Source organism: Methanocaldococcus indicus (assembly GCF_049554935.1).
Lineage (GTDB): Archaea > AGJL01 > Methanococci > Methanococcales > Methanocaldococcaceae > Methanocaldococcus > Methanocaldococcus indicus.
The window spans coordinates 700,350-716,763 of record NZ_CP186926.1 but is presented as its reverse complement, the minus strand read 5'-3'; the positions used below and the strand labels follow the sequence as shown (position 1 = coordinate 716,763).

Here is a 16,414-nt window from a genome sequence, read left to right as displayed (position 1 = left end):
TTATTCACCAAGCTTTAATCTTCTTAATCTTTCATTTAGTTTTTGTACTTCCTCCTTTGTTAATGCCGTTGCTTTTTTTATGTTGTTTAATTCTTGTTGTAGCTGATATACTTTAATTCCTAATATGACATTTAGACCAATACTAATACTCATAACTACATATATAATAAAGAGTTCCATCTTTATCTCCTCCCAAATAGCCCCTTAAGGAATCTGGAAATAAATCCTTCTTTTTTCTTTTTAGTTTTTGGTTCATATTTAGCTCCTATTAACTTAGCAGCTATTTGCATAATTGCCTCTGAAGCTGGAGAGTCTGGATACATAACAACTAAAGGAACTCCAAAAGCTGCGGCTTTTCTAACATTTGGGTCTTCTGGGACTACTCCAATAACTGGAACATCTAAAATAGTTTGTATAGCTTTAACACTCAACTCAGTACTTTCATTAGAAACTCTATTTACAATAGCTCCAATAATATCAGTACCTAATCTTTTTGCTATTGCTAAAACTTTTAAAGCATCTGATATAGAGGATATTTCAGGATTAACAACTACTATTAATCCATCTGCTGATGAAATAGCTATTAGTGTTTCTTTTCCAATTCCAGCTGGACAATCAATAATTAAGATATCTACCATATCATGAATTGTTTTTAGAACCTCTTCCAACTTTTCAGGTTTAGCTCTCCTAAACTTTTCTAATGATACTCCAGCTGGAATAACTAAAACTCCTTCAGGTCCTTCATAAATAGCTTCCTTTATATCTGCTTTTCCTGCCAATACATCATTTAAAGTTACTGGCTTTCCTTCTAAACCCATAATTAACTCAAGATTAGCCATAGCAATATCTGCATCTAAAACAGCCACTTTTTTTCCAAATTTTGCCAAAGCAACAGCCAAATTAGCAGCAATTGTAGTTTTTCCAGTACCTCCTTTTCCAGAAGCAATAGCTATAGCAATTGCCATAAATTCCACCCTCAAAATTTGTAACAAATTGTATAGTTAGTCATTACTTTTTTATCTGTGTTTTTTACTTTCATTTCTCCATTTTCTATAACAATAATATCTCCATCCTTTATATCTCCATCAACTTCAATAACCTTATATTTTTTAGCATCAGGAGATATTTTGTCTATTGCTATAAAATCATCATAAAGATGTAATTTTCCATCTTTTATATAGCCAACTTCTCCATTTCTAACAATTTTGTTTATAATAGTCATAACTTTACCAAAATCTATTAACTTTTGTCTTAACTCCTCTCTATATTTAAAAAGCTTTTCAACATCTTTTTTAATAACCTCTTTAAAGTTCTTCTCTTCCTTATCAACACTTAAAATATCTACATCTTTACTTAATGTTGGATGCCAGTTATATTTATTATAAAACTCTTTTATGATATTTTCTATTTCTTTTAGATTCATCATTGGAAATAATTTAGCTTTATTTTTTAGTTCTTCACTTACTTTTTCTTTTAAATACTTATTTCCAAAAACTATCAATCCAAAACCTTCTTTATATATTTCATTAGTTATTTCATCATTTAATATTTCTAAAATACAACATTTGTTTTTTGTTGAATATACTCTTCTTCTTTTTGCATCTATTCCCAAGCTTCTAACTTCTCCAGCTATAACTTTATCATTAACTCTCCAAACTTTTTCTCTATTATCTTCAATAATAACTTTTATTCCTAATTCTTCTGCCAATTTATAAAGCTCTTCTTCACTCTTTATCTCTCCTGAATATAACTTTTCTTCTAAAATCTTTCTTTTTTCTTCATTACCTCTGAAAAATATTTGTCTCTTATCTCCTGCAATAACTGAGCCATTAGCTCCATAATAACAAATAATTAGTGTCATGCTCTCACAAATAATATTGTTTTATATAATATTTGAGTAATAGTTATTACTTGTTATTAATTTTATTAATTTTTTGGGTGAAAGCATGAGTGATATGGAGAGGATAAGTATATCTTTACCATCTAAATTACTTAAAGAATTTGATGAGATAATTGATGAAAAAGGATATGCCAGTAGAAGTGAGGCTATAAGAGATGCTTTAAGAGAGTATATTTTAAGATATAAATGGTTAAAAAGCTTAAAAGGGGAGAGAATTGGAACTATATCAATAATTTATAATCATCATGCCCCAGAGGTTATGGAAAAAATAACTGATTTGCAACATGAATATAGGGATGTTATCTTAGCTAATTTGCATATTCATTTGGATGATAAACATTGTTTAGAAATAATTATGGTTAAAGGAGACGCTAAAAGAATTGTTGAACTAAAAAATAAGTTAAACTCTACAAAAGGTGTAAAATTAGCTAAACTTAGTGTAGTGGCTCCAGCAACACAGATTCCTGAATAGGTAGTGTTTCCACTTTTAAAAATTCTTTCCATACTTTTTTACATTTGCAATCAATATTTAAAATCTCTACATTTTGAGTTATTGTGTATCTTTCTAAAAGATTCTTTATTTTATAGTCACACTCACAGTTGTTATGTGCTCCTCTCTTAGAAGGAATACCTGCTGTATCTACCATAATTAAATAATTAGGATACTTTTCTTTAAGATATTTTATTATTTCAATAATACTCCATAAAAATGGAGGTCTATACTGCTTTTTTTTCCATAACTTTTCTACTAATGTATCTTTATGTACTGTTAAAGGACAAAAGGAAACTCTTGAAAAACCTTTTTTAATACAAAATTCAGCTGATTTTATAGCATCTTTTATTGCACTCTTTTCAGTTAAAAATGGTGGCTTAATTAATAGATAAGCTTTAATTCCAATATCAAATTTTTTAGATAAATTTAAAACTCTATCTATATCTTCATTTTTTAAATCCTTCCCTAAAATCTCTCTAAGCTCCTCATTGCTTGTCTCAACACCTAAACCTATCTCAACATTAACATCTAAATATTTTCTAATTTCTTCCAGTTTTTTGTCAGTTATATATTCAGCTCTTGACTCAATAGCCAACTCTTTTAGATTTTTAAATTCAGATAACTTCTTATAAATATATTCTCTAACTTCCTTAGGAACTTCATTATCATCTAAAAAACTACCTGAAGTAAATATTTTAACAGAAAAATCTTTTAAATTTTTAATTTTATCATTATATTTATTTATTGCATAATTAAACTGCTTAATTAAATCTTCTTTGCTCACTTCTTCATTAGCTGAGTCTAAATAATAAGAACAAAAAACACATTTTCTATGAGAACAACCTTTAGTTTTTAAAATAATGGTTAAACTTTTCCCAATACTAAAATCTCTATATATATCATCTTGCATCCATACTGCTATTGGTTGCATATTTCTACCTCATCTAAATAATCAACATCTAATAAATTAGCTGCATTGTCCATAAACTTAGCTATCTCTAAGAAACCTTCACTATTAATTAGACAAATAAACTCATTTCCTCCTTCAAAGTATGACTTTACAAATTTGCATTTAATAATTTTTTCTCCTTTCTTTGTTTTAAACTTTATTTTAATATAGTCATAAAGCTTAAAGTTTATTTCATCTCTTTTTATATTTGTTATTATATTTCCAAATCTATCTATGTGAATTACTCTTTTCTTAGTATCATCTAATTTAACTATCTTATCTATTTCCTCTCCTTCAAATATCCCAGCAACTATTTCTGCTCCTACAACTGCATAAACATCTCTCCCATGAAATGTAGATGAAGGACTATATTTAGTTTCATCAATCCTATATATTTTATCAATTCCAATTCTATTAACTACATAACTAACTAATCCATTATCTGGAGCAACAATATAACTCCCATTTTTTAGTTTAACAACAATACTGTTCCTCTCACTTCCAACTGTTGGGTCAATAACTGCTATATGAACAGATGGAGGATAATAGGGAATAGATGTTAATAAAACATAAGCACCATTGTAGATGTTAAAGGGTCTAACATTGTGGCATATATCAACTATTTCAACTCTTCTATTATATTTTTTTAAAATAGAATATATTCTCCCTTTCATGGCTCCAACAAATCCATCAGAGTATCCAAAATCTGTTGTTAATGTAATTATATCCATACTATCATCCTTTTTATTTAGAATTTTAAGAAGTTATTATATAACTTCTTCTTAAAAAATTATGGAATTGTATTATATATATTTAAATATATGGATATAATATTTATAAAAATAATAAATAATCTATATTATAAATTTTAATATAATTAAAATTTTTAAATTTGGTGTGGGGGCTATAGCCCGCCTTCTGTAATTTCGGTGGCATTCGGCTAAGCGGCTTAACGCCTTGCACCCCAGGGCTGGGGAGGAGCCCGTTTCACCGATTCCTCGGGAGGTCTTCAATTTTTGGATATCATCACCATCTCTCCCGAGGCCGTGTCGTTTCTGTTGCTCCTCCCACTCCCTCTCGGGAGTTTCAGCCCATAAATTTGGGGTGGGCGGAACTTCCTCCCTCCATTATTGGAGGGATAGCCACCAGCCCCCTCACCAAAAATTAAATTTAAATTAATAAATATTATCTAAAATAAATAAAATAATAAATAATAACCGGCGGCGTCGCCCCTTTCCCGCCAGATGGCAGTACTCGGGGCATCGCTGGGGGGCTTAACTTCCGGGTTCGGAATGGGTCCGGGTGTGTCACCCCCGCTATGGCCGCCGTGTTGGATAAATAGTGGGGCCGGACATAAGCCCTTAGCGCCCTTTCAGTGTCTGGATACTCTGCTGGGCCTCGGGCTCTTAGTGCCGGCAGGCTGAACGCCTCGCCTTATCGGCTCGGCGCTTACACCCCCGGCCTATCCACCCCATCTTCTATGGGTGCCCTCTCGGCCGCCTATTTTCGGGGCGGGTTTCGGGCTTAGATGCCTTCAGCCCTTATCCCTTAGCGCGTAGCTGCCCGGCAATGCCTTGCCAGACAACCGGTAGACCAGAGGCGCCGGCGGCTCGTTCCTCTCGTACTAGAGCCACCTTCCCCTCAGGCGGCCAACACCCCCAGCAGATAGCAACCAACCTGTCTCACGACGGTTTAAACCCAGCTCACGATCCCCTTTAATGGGCGAACAGCCCCACCCTTGGGCCCTGCTGCAGGCCCAGGATGGGAAGAGCCGACATCGATGTAGCAAGCCGCGGGGTCGATATGGGCTCTTGCCCGCGACAACTCTGTTATCCCCGGGGTAGCTTTTCTGTTATCCCTGGCCCCCATCGGTGAGGCACAGGGGTTCGCTAGGCCCGGCTTTCGCCTCGGGGTTGACCTCTTTTACCAACCCCGTCAGGCCGGCTTTTGCCCTTGCACTCAACGGCGGAGTTCTGACCCGCCTGAGCCGACCTTTGGGCCCCCCTGATGCCTTTTCAGGGGGGTGCCGCCCCAGCCAAACTGCCCACCTGCCGGTGTCCCCCCTCTCGGGGGTTAGGGACGTGGCCATGGGTGGGTGGTGTCCCATGGGCGGCTCCACCGCCCCCGGAGGGGCGGCTTCGACGCCTCCCACCTACGCTGTGCACCCACAGCCACGCCCCAACGACAGGCTGCAGTAAAGCTCCACGGGGTCTTCGCTTCCCGCTGGGGGTCTCCGGCCTTTGCACCGGAATGGTAGGTTCACCGGGCCCCGGCCTGGGACAGTGCGGGTCTCGTTACGCCATTCATGCAGGTCGGAACTTACCCGACAAGGAATTTCGCTACCTTAAGAGGGTTATAGTTACCCCCGCCGTTTACCGGCGCTTCGCCCGGTTGTACCCGGGTTTCACGTACCGGCACTGGGCAGGCGTCGGCCTTGGTACACACCCTTACGGGCTAGCCAAGACCTGTGTTTTTATTAAACAGTCGGACCCGCCTGGCCACTGCGACCTGCGGTCCCGTTAAGGACCGCAGGCACCCCTTCTCCCGAAGTTACGGGGCCAATTTGCCGAGTTCCCTAGGCCGGGTTCCCCCGACACGCCTTAGGATACTCGCCTAGGGGCACCTGTGTCGGTTCTGGGTACGGTCACCGGGAATCCTTGCCCACTCCCTTTTCACGGGCTCCAGGGCTCAGCCGAAGCCCCCTTTCGGGGGCCCCATCAGGCTTTTGCCCGGTTCTCGCCATTACGGCACTCCCCGGGCTTATACCCTTGGCCACCCTGGCAAGGGTGGTCGGCCTACCCCGAAGCGTCGGAAGTGGGCCCTGCGTTGCCGCACGTATCCCGGTGGCACGGGAATATTAACCCGTTTCCCTTTCCCCTCAAGGGAATTACCCCGAGGGTTAGGACCGGCTAACCCACGGCTGACAACCATAGCCGTGGAAACCTTGCCCCTTCGGCGATGGGGATTTTCACCCCACTTTGCTGTTACTACTGCCGGGATTCTCGTTCCCACGAGGTCCACTCGTCCTCACGGACGAGCTTCTACCCTCGCGGGACGCCCCCCTACCGGATCTCCTTTCGGAGCCCCCGGGTCTCGGCGGCCGGCTTAGCCCCCGTTATCTTCGGGGCCCTCGACCTCGGCGGGTGAGCTGTTACGCACTCTTTAAAGGATGGCTGCTTCTAAGCCAACCTCCCCGCTGTCTTAGGCCGAGGACACCCTTCTCATTTACACTTAGCCGGCACTTAGGGGCCTTAACCCGGGTCCGGGTTGTTCCCCTCTCGGACGTACGGCTTACCCGTACGCCCTCACTCGGAGGCTTCGGCGATGACGGGTTCGGAGTTGGACTGGGTGCCGAGGGCTCTCGCCCCCTAAACACCCAATCCGTAGCTCTACCCCGCCATCTACCTAACCTCCGGCTGACCTGCGAGTCATTTCGGGGGGAACCAGCTATCTCCGGGCTCGATTGGCATTTCACCCCTAGACCAGGGTCAGAGGAGCACTTTGAAAGGTAACACCCCTGCGGGCCTCCACCCCCCTTATGGGGGGCTTCACCCTGCCCTGGCCTAGATCGCCCGGTTTCGGGTCGTACGAGTGTGGCTCCAGGCCCTTAAGACCTCGCCCCTCGCCCATAAGGGCTGCGGGCATGTCGGTTTCCCTACGCCTTCGGCCTTTAAGGCCTTAGACTCGCCACACCCGTACACTCCCCGGCCCGTTTTTCGAAACGGACGGCATGACCCCGGCATACCTCCCCTCGTACTCCTCCCTCACGGGAGTTTCCTTCGGGGAGGTTACCTTGAGGGCCATGCCATTCTCTACCCACCTGGTTTCAGGCTCTTTTCACCCCCCGTCAGGGGTGCTTTTCAGCTTTCCCTCACGGTACTAGTGCGCTATCGGTCTCGGGACGTATTTAGGGTTGGAGGCCTAATGTCCCCCAGCTTCCCGCGCGATATCCAACGCGCGGTACTCAGGGACATCCCTAAATCCCCAACCGGTTACGCCTACGGGGCTATCACCCTCTATGGCGCCCCATTCCAGGGGACTTCGGCTTCCCGGTGGGGATTTTTTGGGAGCCCTGCAACACCACATCCCCCTACTCTTACGAGCAGGGGTTCAGTTTGCCCTGTGCCGCTTTCCCTCGCCGGTACTCACGGCATCCCGGTTGGTTTCTTTTCCTGCGGGTACTCGGATGTTTCTTTTCCCCGCGTTCCCGCTCCTTACGGAGCGCCCCGAAGGGCAGGAAGTCCCATTCGGGAATCCCGGGATCTAAGGCTGCTTGCGCCTCCCCCGGGCTTATCGCAGCTTGCCACGCCCTTCGTCGGCGCCCGAGCCGAGCCATCCACCAGATGGGCCAACGGCCCAGCAGAGTATCCAGATTTCACCAGGGCGCTAAGGGCTTATGCCCGGCCCTCATCTTTTATCGGGCCCTTCACCCACAACTTTTTAAAGTTGTGGGCTGCATTTATTTTTTTAGTGGACCCGGTGGGATTTGAACCCACGGCCTCCGGCTTGCAAGGCCGGCGCTCTCCCAGCTGAGCTACGGGCCCACTAATCCTATGAGGCAAGCCCCTCGCTTGGGTTTTCGGTGTCCCTACTGTAAGCCAGCCCAAATTTTTTCTCAGGAGGTGATCCAGCCGCAGGTTCCCCTACGGCTACCTTGTTACGACTTCACCCCCCTCGCCGAACCCAAGTTCGACCCCGCCCTTTCGGACGAGGCCTCACTTGGGCTCGACTCGGGTGGTGTGACGGGCGGTGTGTGCAAGGAGCAGGGACGCATTCACCGCGCCATGGTGAGGCGCGATTACTACGGATTCCGGCTTCACGAGGGCGAGTTACAGCCCTCGATCCGGACTACGACCGGGTTTAGGGGATTTGCTACCCCTTTCGGGGTCGCAACCCACTGTCCCGGCCATTGTAGCCCGCGTGTAGCCCAGGGGATTCGGGGCATGCGGACCTGTCGTTGCCCGCACCTTCCTCCGCCTTTTCGGCGGCGGTCCCCCATGAGTGCCCTTCCCCCGGAGGGGAAGGTAGCAACATGGGGCACGGGTCTCGCTCGTTACCTGACTTAACAGGACGCCTCACGGTACGAGCTGACGACGGCCATGCACCACCTCTCGGCGCGTCTGGCAAGGTCGTCAACCTGGCCTTCATCCTGCCGTCGCCCCTGGTGAGATTCCCGGCGTTGAATCCAATTAAACCGCAGGCTCCACCCGTTGTAGTGCTCCCCCGCCAATTCCTTTAAGTTTCAGTCTTGCGACCGTACTCCCCAGGCGGCGGACTTAACGGCTTCCCTTCGGCACTGCGTGCCCCCGAAGGGCACGCAATACCTAGTCCGCAGAGTTTACAGCCGGGACTACCCGGGTATCTAATCCGGTTTGCTCCCCCGGCCTTCGTCCCTCACCGTCGGACCCGTTCCAGCCGGGCGCCTTCGCCACAGGTGGTCCTCCAGGGATCAACGCATTTCACCGCTACCCCTGGAGTACCCCCGGCCTCTCCCGGTCCCAAGCCCAGCAGTATCCCCGCCAGCCCCGCGGTTAAGCCGCGGGATTTAAGCAGGGACTTACTGGGCCGGCTACGGACGCTTTAGGCCCAATAACAGTGGCCACCACTTGGGCCGCCGGTATTACCGCGGCTGCTGGCACCGGACTTGCCCAGCCCTTATTCCCGGAGCTGTTTACACTCCGGAAAAGCCCTACCAGAGGCAGGGCACTCGGGGTCCCCCCGTCACGCTTTCGCGCATTGCGGAGGTTTCGCGCCTGCTGCGCCCCGTAGGGCCTGGACCCGTGTCTCAGTGTCCATCTCCGGGCTCCCCCTCTCAGGGCCCGTACGGATCGTAGGCTTGGTGGGCCGTTACCCCACCAACTACCTAATCCGCCGCGGCCCCATCCTCGGGCGGCACGAGGCCTTTCGGGGAGGGATCGTTCCAGACCTCCTCCCCTATGGAGGATTAGCCTCAGTTTCCCGAGGTTATCCCCCACCCGAGGGTAGGTTAGCCACGTGTTACTGAGCCGTTCGCCGGTGTCCCCGAAGGGACCCCATGACTCGCATGGCTTAGTCGGACCCCGATAGCAGTGGCCTCCGGCAGGATCAACCGGAATTAAGTGGAGTACGGCCGCAAGAAAGGAGAGACCTTTCTTGCGGGGGCTGGCTTACAGTAGGGATTTCACCAGCCCAAGCGAGGGGCTTGCCTCAGCCCCAACCCTTTTGGATTGGGGACGCATTTCAATTGCATCCAATAGCACAAACCTGATTTTTGTAATGTTTTTAGGATTAAAACAATTAGAAGCATTTAAGGAATATAAACTATATAAAAATTAAAAAAAATAAAAAAATTAAAATATTATAGTGTAAAATAAAGTCATATAATTTCTTTGGTGGTTAATTTGGATATTAAAGCAAGAGATGGTTTAGGGAAATTGGCAAATATAGAGATAAATAAGAAGAAGATTGAAACACCAACAATTATGCCAGTTGTTCATCCAAATCCTAAAAAACAAATAGTTCCTATTAAAATTATAAAAAAACTTACAAATATTGTTATAACTAACTCTTATATTATCTATAAAAATGAAGAATTGAAAGAGATAGCATTAAAAGATGGAGTTCATAAACTCTTAGATTTTGATGGGGTAATAGTTACTGATAGTGGTTCTTATCAACTATCTGTTTATGGAGATATTGATGTAGATAATATAGAAATTTTAAAGTTTCAGAATGATATTGGTGTAGATGTTGGAACTATTTTAGATATTCCCACACCTCCTGATGTTGATAAAGAAAAAGCTGAGAAAGATTTGGAGATAACATTAGAAAGAGCTAAAATAGCAGCTGAATTAAAAAGAAAAAGAGAAATAAATATATTCTTAAATGGAACTATCCAAGGTTCTACTTATTTAGATTTAAGACAAAAATCAGCCAAAGAAATGGCAAAATTAAATTTTGATATTTATCCTATTGGAGCAGTTGTTCCATTAATGGAAAGTTATAGGTTTAGAGAGGTTGTAGAAATTATCTTAAACTCAAAGATGTATCTTCCTACAAGCAAACCTATTCATTTATTTGGCTGTGGGCATCCTATGTTCTTTTCTTTGGCTGTTTTATTGGGATGTGATTTATTTGATTCAGCAGCCTATGCTCTATATGCAAAGGATGATAGATATTTAACTGAAAGAGGAACATATCACTTAGAGGAGTTAAAGGAGTTAGATAGCTTCCCATGCTCATGTCCTATCTGTTCTACATATTCACCAAAAGAGCTATCTAAGTTGGATAAAAAAGATAGAGAGAGATTATTAGCTGAGCATAACTTATATGTTACATTTGATGAAATAAATAGAATTAAATTAGCTTTGAGAGAAAACTCCTTATGGGAATTAGTTGAAAGTAGGGTTAGAAATCATCCTAAGCTTTTAGAAGCATATAGAGTAATTAAAAATTATATGTATTTTATTGAGAAGTTTGACCCAATAACAAAAAAATCTGCTTTCTTCTATACCTCTTATGAATCAAAGTTTAGGCCAGAAGTTTATAAACATAAAAAGAGATTAAAAAGGTTAAAATTTGAAAAAGTATTTATAACCAATATTAATAAAAATGTTGAAAAACCTTACAGTGAAAATTTAAATGTAAAAGAGACTGATGTAGATATTTTAATAAAACATCCTATATTTGGATTTGTTCCTTACTATATAGATACTGTCTATCCACTTTCACAACATGAATGTCCAAACATCATTTATAAATTTGAAGAAGATAGAGAGTTTCAAGAGGAATTCATAAAATATTTAAAATCTAAGATTGGAGAAGACAATATTTTAGATATATATACATATAACTACTACATAAATAGATTTGACTATAAAAAATTTAATGCAGATAGTTTTAGAATTAGGAGAATGATACAGTATCAATTTGATGTTGATATAGATAAAGAGTTTAAAGTTATTAGAAGTAAAAATACAGGTAGAATGAGACAAGTTTATTTAGATGATAAGGTTGTTTTTAGTGTAAGAAGTTATGATAACTTTTTAATTCCTACAAAAGAAGGAGCTAAGTTGTTGTGGGAACATTTGGATTTCCCAAAATATAGGGTTGTTGTGGATAACTCAGTTGCTGAATTTGTAAAACAAGGTAAAAATGTATTTGCTAAGTTTGTTATAGATTGCTATAATGATATCTATCCTTATGATGAGGTTTTAGTTGTAAATGAGGATGATGAACTCTTAGGGTTTGGAACAGCAATACTAAATAGTAGAGAGTTATTAGAATTTAATAAAGGGTTAGCTGTTAAAGTTAGAAAAGGATTGTAGTATGGGTAAGATTAAAAAGATATTTGGCTTTTTATTAGGATTATTAATTTTATTGGGAATGTTTTATTATATTGGAATTGAGAAAATAATAAGCATTATTCTAAGGTTAGATGTAAAATATATTATTGCTGCTATATTCTTACAAATTTTAGTTTTAGTTATTCTATCATATAGATGGATTTATTTATTTAGAGGATTAGGTTATAGCCCAAAATTTGTAAATGTTTTTTTAACTGTCCTTTTTGGACAATTTATTAACAATCTAACTCCATCAATGAGAGGTGGTGGAGAGGTTTTCAGAGCTTATTATCTATCAAAGTTAGAAGATATACCAAAAGGTATTGCATATTCTACTGTATTTGTAGAGAGATTTTTAGATACTGCTATATTTTTAATAGCTTCTTTTTTAGTTATTATCTATTTTCTACTAAATGGCTTTAAATACTTAAAATTTCTAATGTATTCGTGGATATTTATATTGGTTTTATCTCTAACAATTTTATATATTTTATTAAATAGAAATTTACTACTAAAGATTTCTTTAACCATATATAATTTTGCATGTAAATATACAACATTAGTTTATGATGAAGAGAGGATAAAGAAGATAGTAGATGATTTTTATAATGGAATAAATTTTTTAAAGAAGAACAAGCATAAATTAGAGCTATATATTTCTTTATTTTTATCTGTTCTTTGGTATGTTGTTGATATATTTAAGATGTACCTATATTTTTTAGCAATTCCTTATTATGTTAAGTTTGTTGTAGTAGCAACAGTATATTTATTGGTTTTATTAACAGGAGTTATATCAGTAACTCCTGCTGGATTAGGTTCAGCAGATGCTGTTATGATAGCTGGATTTTCAGCATTTAATATTCCAACAGATGTAGCAGCAGTTATAAATATATTAGATAGGTTTATATCATATATTATACCAACACTTTTAGGATATATATCCTATATAATTATCAAACAAAAACTAAGTAAGTGATGGATATGGAAATTATTAACTATATTGTTATAATCTTAGCAATACTCGCAAGTTTAGCCTCCCTATTACAAAAAGATTTAATTAAATGTATTATATTGTCTGGATTTGTTGGTTTATGTATGGCTTATTTATATTATGCATTATTAGCTCCTGATGTAGCTCTAACCTCTGCTATTTTAGGATGTGCTATCCTCCCAACATTGTTTGCCTTTACTGTTAGAAGGACTCAAAGAGTTGATGAGTAAATGATTGGAATTTTAGATGTTAAAGGTTCTCTTCCATGTTTTGAGGATTTTGGTAATCTTCCTACAAAGATAATAGACGAAAATAACTATAAAGAAATCAAAGATTTAGAATTGTTAATAATTCCAGGAGGTTCTTTAATAGAGAGTGGTTTAAGAGAAGAGATAAAGAAAGAGATTATTAACTTTGATGGATATATCTTTGGAGTTTGTAGTGGATTTCAACTTTTAGGAAAAAAAATAGATATTGGTAGGAAGAGCCCAATTCCTATAATTAGGGAAGGTTTGAATCTTTTGGATGTTGAATTTTCCCCATTAGTTTGCACTGATAGAGTTAGATTTAAAAGTATTTTTGGAGAAGGAGAGGGATTTCACTGTCATACTTATGGAAATGTTAAAGTTGGAAAAGATAAAGTTTTTACAGTTTCTTATGTGCAAAAACTTAACTATAAATTTAATGAGAAAGAAATTGTTTCAGGAGTTTATAATGGGAGAGTTTTTGGAACTTTGATTCATAATTATTTAGATAATCCACATTTAAGAGATGAGTTTTTAAAGTATATAGGACTATACAATGAGAGAGAGGAAATATTTAAAGAAAATGAAAAAATTAGAAGAGAACTAAAAAGAAGAGCACTATCTAATAAAGTAAAAAAGATAGAAAGTAAAGAAAAAAGAGGAATTATTTTATTATCAACTTCATCAAATTCTGGAAAAACATTTTTAACAACATCTATATCATCAAAATTAAAAGATGTATATGTTGCCAAAATTGGAGGAGATGTAAGGGACATTGTTCCTTCTTTGTATATACTAAGAGATAAGATGGATAAATATAGAAGTATAAAGTTAGGAGAGAGAGGTTGGGTTAAAGTAGAAGAATTTTTAGATTTTGTAAAAAAATCTAATTATAAATTCTTCATTGTTGAGGGAGTTATGGGTTCTTTTACAGGAGCTTTGAAAAATATTTCTTCATATCAAATTGCCAAAAAACTTAATTTTCCTATATATATTGTTAGTAGTTGCAATTTGGAAGGAATTGAAGGTGCTTTCTTTTCAGCTTTAAATCAATATTTCTTTTTAAAATCTATTGGGTTAAAAGTTGAGGGAATTATATTAAATAAAGTTTATAACATAGAATTATTTAATAAGCTAAAAAATTTAGCTAAGAAATATAATATAAAACTTTATTATGTTGAAAAAATAGCAGAAGAAAAAAGGGGGCTAATTCCTGAGGTAGAGATTGATTATGATGAATTTTGTAAAAAAGCTTTAAATATAAATTTAACAATAGATATTCCTAAGTTAGATTTTAATAACAATAGAGAAATTGATAGTGACAATAGTAAAGACAACTTTTTAGATAATTTAGAAAGATGGATTAAAAAGGTGAAAGATTGAAAAAAGTATTTATTTACCCACCAAATAGTTTAATATTAACTGATTTAGTTGAAAGATTTGGACATAAACCTTTAACTTTACAAACAATTGTTGGAGGTTTAGTAAGAAATCCTGAGATAGATAGCCCACCAATGAATATAACTGATGAAGAACCAAAAAAAGGACTAAAATATGCTGCTGTTGAGGTTCCATCTGGAGTTAGAGGAAGAATGGCATTAATAGGGCCGTTGATAGATGCAGCAGAAGCAGCTATAATAATGGATGATACTCCAATAGCTTTTGGTTGTATAGGATGTGCAAGAACCAATGAACTAACTCTATATCTAATAAAAAGAAAAAATATTCCTACATTAAGAGTTAGATATCCAAGAAATGAAGAAGAGGCTGAAATAGTTGTTAATAAAATAGCACACTTCTTAAAAAGTTTAGAAGAAAATGGAGGAAATAGCCAAAATTAATAACATCCCCATTAATGATAGCTGAGTAGAGTAGATAGCTGTATTTTGAAACTGAGTTTTTAGTATATTACAAATTGTTGGACAGATTGTTATAACTGAAATTATTTGTAAAAGTATAGCTAAGTATCCAACTACATCATTTTTTATAATAAGATATCCCAATGTTACTATAAATGCTAATATCAAAGATATGAAATGAGCCATTAACCTCATTCCAGTCATTCTAAATATTGCAAAACCAGAAAGCATAGCTCCAAAGATAACAGATAGTGATACTATAAATATTATCTCATTCATTACGCTTCACCTTTTTAAATATTAGATTTACTTCATTCTCACTTATAGGCTCAACATTTAGGAGCATTAATTTATAATCTTTATCTTTGGAGTATAATTCAGAAAGTAGATGAATAAATGGGCAAATATATAACTGAATTTTCTCTTCCATACTTTTCTTTAAAAATTCTTTTAATGTTGGATTAACAACTGTAAATATTACTTTTTCATCATCTTCAACAATTTTTAAATCTTCAGCTAATCCAAAAATTTCAGTAAAAAGCTTTTTTATATCAACATTTTTAATTCCAAACTCTTCAAGAAATGTAATAATTTCTTTACTTACAATTCTACCTAAAACTTTTCCACCACTACCTATTATATTATTAATTCCTTTGTTTATTCCATAATATAAAGCAGATACAAATAAAGGGTCTATCTTTTTAGTCATAATATTTCACACAAAATTTTATAACCATACTGGTCTAACATTTGGTTTTCTTAAGTAGTTTAAGAAAGTTGGAGCTCCTGCAATAATAAAGCCATCTTCTAAGTTATTTTTATTTATACCTCTAAATTCTGCACTTAACTCACATACATATACTTTAACTCCTTTTTTAATAACATCTCTTACTAAATCTCCTAATTTAGGAAATGCAGGATGTTTAACTTTATCACATTCTCCTTTTAATGCTAAACTTGCTCCATCTAACATTAAGAATATAGTTGGTTTTAGTCCCATCTTTAAAGCTATATCAGCCATCATAAATGTTGAATATGCTCTTTCAGCATTACCTGTTCCAGTTGTGTTTATAATAAAGAGCTCATCTATATCAATACTTTTAATTTCTTCTTTTTTCTTTTCTCCTTTTCTTATATATATTTTATATGTATCTCCTTCTTTCTCAACTTTTAATATTTCATGTCCTGCTCCTTTCAAACCTTCAGTTAAATCTGTTATAGCATTCTCTCCACAAACTATTTCTAATATTTCACCAACTTTCATCTTCTCTAACATATCAGAGACAATCATAATTGGTCCTGGACATGTAGCACCAACAACATTAACAGTTTTATTTGCCTTAATTTCTTTTGCAAATATCTTAACAGTATTTCCATCAATATCATAATTTAAGTTGTTCTTTTCTAAATATTCTTTTAACTTATCAATGTTTTCATTATCTGCCTCAACAATTATTAAATCTTCATCTTTATTCATTCTTAAAACTAAATCTAACAATATTTCTGGATTTCTTAATCCTTTTACACTAAATTTTATCATTCTATCACCTGTTTATAGTTGTGTGTTATTTATACACAATTATTATTTAGAAGTAGTATATAAATTTTACTATAATTCAATTATTCATATATTTATTTTTTGCAATAATGTAA

The 16,414-nt window shown here is 38.2% G+C and carries 14 protein-coding genes, 1 tRNA gene, 3 rRNA genes and 1 other RNA gene; 6 read left to right on the top strand and 13 right to left on the bottom strand.

The window, feature by feature from the left end; translation table 11 throughout:
- From ACPB8Q_RS04035 to ACPB8Q_RS04025, 3 genes are read right to left on the bottom strand one after another with little or no spacing between them, the layout of a single operon-like run.
- Positions 1-180 (bottom strand): hypothetical protein, encoded by a 180-nt coding sequence (locus tag ACPB8Q_RS04035; RefSeq protein WP_423791910.1) that lies wholly within the window; start codon positions 178-180, stop codon positions 1-3.
- Positions 181-182: 2 nt separating this feature from the next.
- Complete coding sequence (locus tag ACPB8Q_RS04030) at positions 183-965, bottom strand: septum site-determining protein MinD (RefSeq protein ID WP_423791909.1); 783 nt, start codon at positions 963-965, stop codon at positions 183-185.
- Between the two features lie 11 nt (positions 966-976).
- Positions 977-1,861, bottom strand: a complete 885-nt coding sequence (locus tag ACPB8Q_RS04025) for a DUF2121 domain-containing protein (RefSeq protein WP_423791908.1) — start codon at positions 1,859-1,861, stop codon at positions 977-979.
- An 85-nt stretch (positions 1,862-1,946) separates the two neighbouring features.
- Here ACPB8Q_RS04025 and nikR point away from each other — a divergent pair, with 85 nt between their 5' ends.
- Positions 1,947-2,372 (top strand): nickel-responsive transcriptional regulator NikR, encoded by a 426-nt coding sequence (gene nikR, locus ACPB8Q_RS04020; RefSeq protein ID WP_423791907.1) that lies wholly within the window; start codon positions 1,947-1,949, stop codon positions 2,370-2,372.
- On the opposite strand, the gene ACPB8Q_RS04015 is transcribed toward nikR, so the two are convergent.
- The 7 genes from ACPB8Q_RS04015 to ACPB8Q_RS03985 form a co-directional block, all read right to left on the bottom strand.
- Positions 2,335-3,324 (bottom strand): radical SAM protein, encoded by a 990-nt coding sequence (locus ACPB8Q_RS04015; RefSeq protein WP_423791906.1) that lies wholly within the window; start codon positions 3,322-3,324, stop codon positions 2,335-2,337. The genes nikR and ACPB8Q_RS04015 overlap by 38 nt on opposite strands.
- Complete coding sequence (locus tag ACPB8Q_RS04010) at positions 3,312-4,073, bottom strand: SAM hydrolase/SAM-dependent halogenase family protein (RefSeq protein ID WP_423791905.1); 762 nt, start codon at positions 4,071-4,073, stop codon at positions 3,312-3,314. The genes ACPB8Q_RS04015 and ACPB8Q_RS04010 overlap by 13 nt, the downstream gene beginning before the upstream one ends.
- Before the next feature lie 164 nt (positions 4,074-4,237).
- Positions 4,238-4,500: RNase P RNA component (gene rnpB, locus ACPB8Q_RS04005), an RNA gene on the bottom strand.
- A 57-nt stretch (positions 4,501-4,557) separates the two neighbouring features.
- Positions 4,558-4,672, bottom strand: a 5S ribosomal RNA gene (rrf, locus tag ACPB8Q_RS04000).
- Positions 4,673-4,729: 57 nt separating this feature from the next.
- Positions 4,730-7,706 (bottom strand): 23S ribosomal RNA (locus ACPB8Q_RS03995).
- Between the two features lie 107 nt (positions 7,707-7,813).
- A tRNA-Ala gene (locus ACPB8Q_RS03990) sits at positions 7,814-7,886 on the bottom strand.
- Between the two features lie 73 nt (positions 7,887-7,959).
- Positions 7,960-9,437: ribosomal RNA gene (locus ACPB8Q_RS03985) — 16S ribosomal RNA — on the bottom strand.
- Together the 16S, 23S and 5S rRNA genes with 1 tRNA gene alongside form the textbook arrangement of a ribosomal RNA operon.
- Before the next feature lie 276 nt (positions 9,438-9,713).
- Between ACPB8Q_RS03985 and tgtA the strand changes: the two genes are divergently transcribed.
- From tgtA to ACPB8Q_RS03960, 5 genes are read left to right on the top strand one after another with little or no spacing between them, the layout of a single operon-like run.
- Positions 9,714-11,648, top strand: a complete 1,935-nt coding sequence (gene tgtA / locus ACPB8Q_RS03980; RefSeq protein ID WP_423793381.1) for a tRNA guanosine(15) transglycosylase TgtA — start codon at positions 9,714-9,716, stop codon at positions 11,646-11,648.
- Position 11,649: 1 nt separating this feature from the next.
- Complete coding sequence (locus ACPB8Q_RS03975) at positions 11,650-12,642, top strand: flippase-like domain-containing protein (RefSeq protein ID WP_423793380.1); 993 nt, start codon at positions 11,650-11,652, stop codon at positions 12,640-12,642.
- Between the two features lie 5 nt (positions 12,643-12,647).
- The gene (locus tag ACPB8Q_RS03970; protein ID WP_423793379.1) at positions 12,648-12,887 is read left to right on the top strand and encodes a DUF4040 domain-containing protein; all 240 of its coding nucleotides are present in this window, start codon (positions 12,648-12,650) and stop codon (positions 12,885-12,887) included.
- Entirely contained in the window at positions 12,888-14,285 is a 1,398-nt protein-coding gene (locus ACPB8Q_RS03965) for a cobyrinic acid a,c-diamide synthase (protein WP_423793378.1), read from the top strand. It abuts the gene before it with no gap.
- Positions 14,282-14,743, top strand: a complete 462-nt coding sequence (locus ACPB8Q_RS03960; RefSeq protein WP_423793377.1) for a methanogenesis marker 5 protein — start codon at positions 14,282-14,284, stop codon at positions 14,741-14,743. The genes ACPB8Q_RS03965 and ACPB8Q_RS03960 overlap by 4 nt, the downstream gene beginning before the upstream one ends.
- Here the strand turns inward: ACPB8Q_RS03960 and ACPB8Q_RS03955 are convergent.
- The 3 genes from ACPB8Q_RS03955 to ACPB8Q_RS03945 are packed head-to-tail and all read right to left on the bottom strand — an operon-like array spanning position 14,711 to position 16,301.
- On the bottom strand, positions 14,711-15,040 hold the full coding sequence (locus tag ACPB8Q_RS03955) for a DUF5400 domain-containing protein (RefSeq protein WP_423793376.1): 330 nt from the start codon (positions 15,038-15,040) through the stop codon (positions 14,711-14,713). The two genes, ACPB8Q_RS03960 and ACPB8Q_RS03955, sit on opposite strands and share 33 nt — an antisense overlap.
- Positions 15,033-15,470: a hypothetical protein gene (locus ACPB8Q_RS03950; RefSeq protein ID WP_423793375.1), complete on the bottom strand. Its 438-nt coding sequence runs from the start codon at positions 15,468-15,470 to the stop codon at positions 15,033-15,035. The genes ACPB8Q_RS03955 and ACPB8Q_RS03950 overlap by 8 nt, the downstream gene beginning before the upstream one ends.
- 18 nt (positions 15,471-15,488) lie before the next feature.
- Positions 15,489-16,301 (bottom strand): DsrE family protein, encoded by an 813-nt coding sequence (locus ACPB8Q_RS03945; RefSeq protein ID WP_423793374.1) that lies wholly within the window; start codon positions 16,299-16,301, stop codon positions 15,489-15,491.
- Positions 16,302-16,414: the final 113 nt, after the last annotated feature.

Bases quoted from the DNA above. Each gene is read 5' to 3' on its own strand.
- ACPB8Q_RS04035 (WP_423791910.1), bottom strand. From the start codon at position 180: ATGGAACTCTTTATTATATATGTAGTTATGAGTATTAGTATTGGTCTA.
- ACPB8Q_RS04030 (WP_423791909.1), bottom strand. From the start codon at position 965: ATGGCAATTGCTATAGCTATTGCTTCTGGAAAAGGAGGTACTGGAAAA.
- ACPB8Q_RS04025 (WP_423791908.1), bottom strand. From the start codon at position 1,861: ATGACACTAATTATTTGTTATTATGGAGCTAATGGCTCAGTTATTGCA.
- nikR (WP_423791907.1), top strand. From the start codon at position 1,947: ATGAGTGATATGGAGAGGATAAGTATATCTTTACCATCTAAATTACTT.
- ACPB8Q_RS04015 (WP_423791906.1), bottom strand. From the start codon at position 3,324: ATGCAACCAATAGCAGTATGGATGCAAGATGATATATATAGAGATTTT.
- ACPB8Q_RS04010 (WP_423791905.1), bottom strand. From the start codon at position 4,073: ATGGATATAATTACATTAACAACAGATTTTGGATACTCTGATGGATTT.
- ACPB8Q_RS03975 (WP_423793380.1), top strand. From the start codon at position 11,650: ATGGGTAAGATTAAAAAGATATTTGGCTTTTTATTAGGATTATTAATT.
- ACPB8Q_RS03970 (WP_423793379.1), top strand. From the start codon at position 12,648: ATGGAAATTATTAACTATATTGTTATAATCTTAGCAATACTCGCAAGT.
- ACPB8Q_RS03965 (WP_423793378.1), top strand. From the start codon at position 12,888: ATGATTGGAATTTTAGATGTTAAAGGTTCTCTTCCATGTTTTGAGGAT.
- ACPB8Q_RS03955 (WP_423793376.1), bottom strand. From the start codon at position 15,040: ATGAATGAGATAATATTTATAGTATCACTATCTGTTATCTTTGGAGCT.
- ACPB8Q_RS03950 (WP_423793375.1), bottom strand. From the start codon at position 15,470: ATGACTAAAAAGATAGACCCTTTATTTGTATCTGCTTTATATTATGGA.
- ACPB8Q_RS03945 (WP_423793374.1), bottom strand. From the start codon at position 16,301: ATGATAAAATTTAGTGTAAAAGGATTAAGAAATCCAGAAATATTGTTA.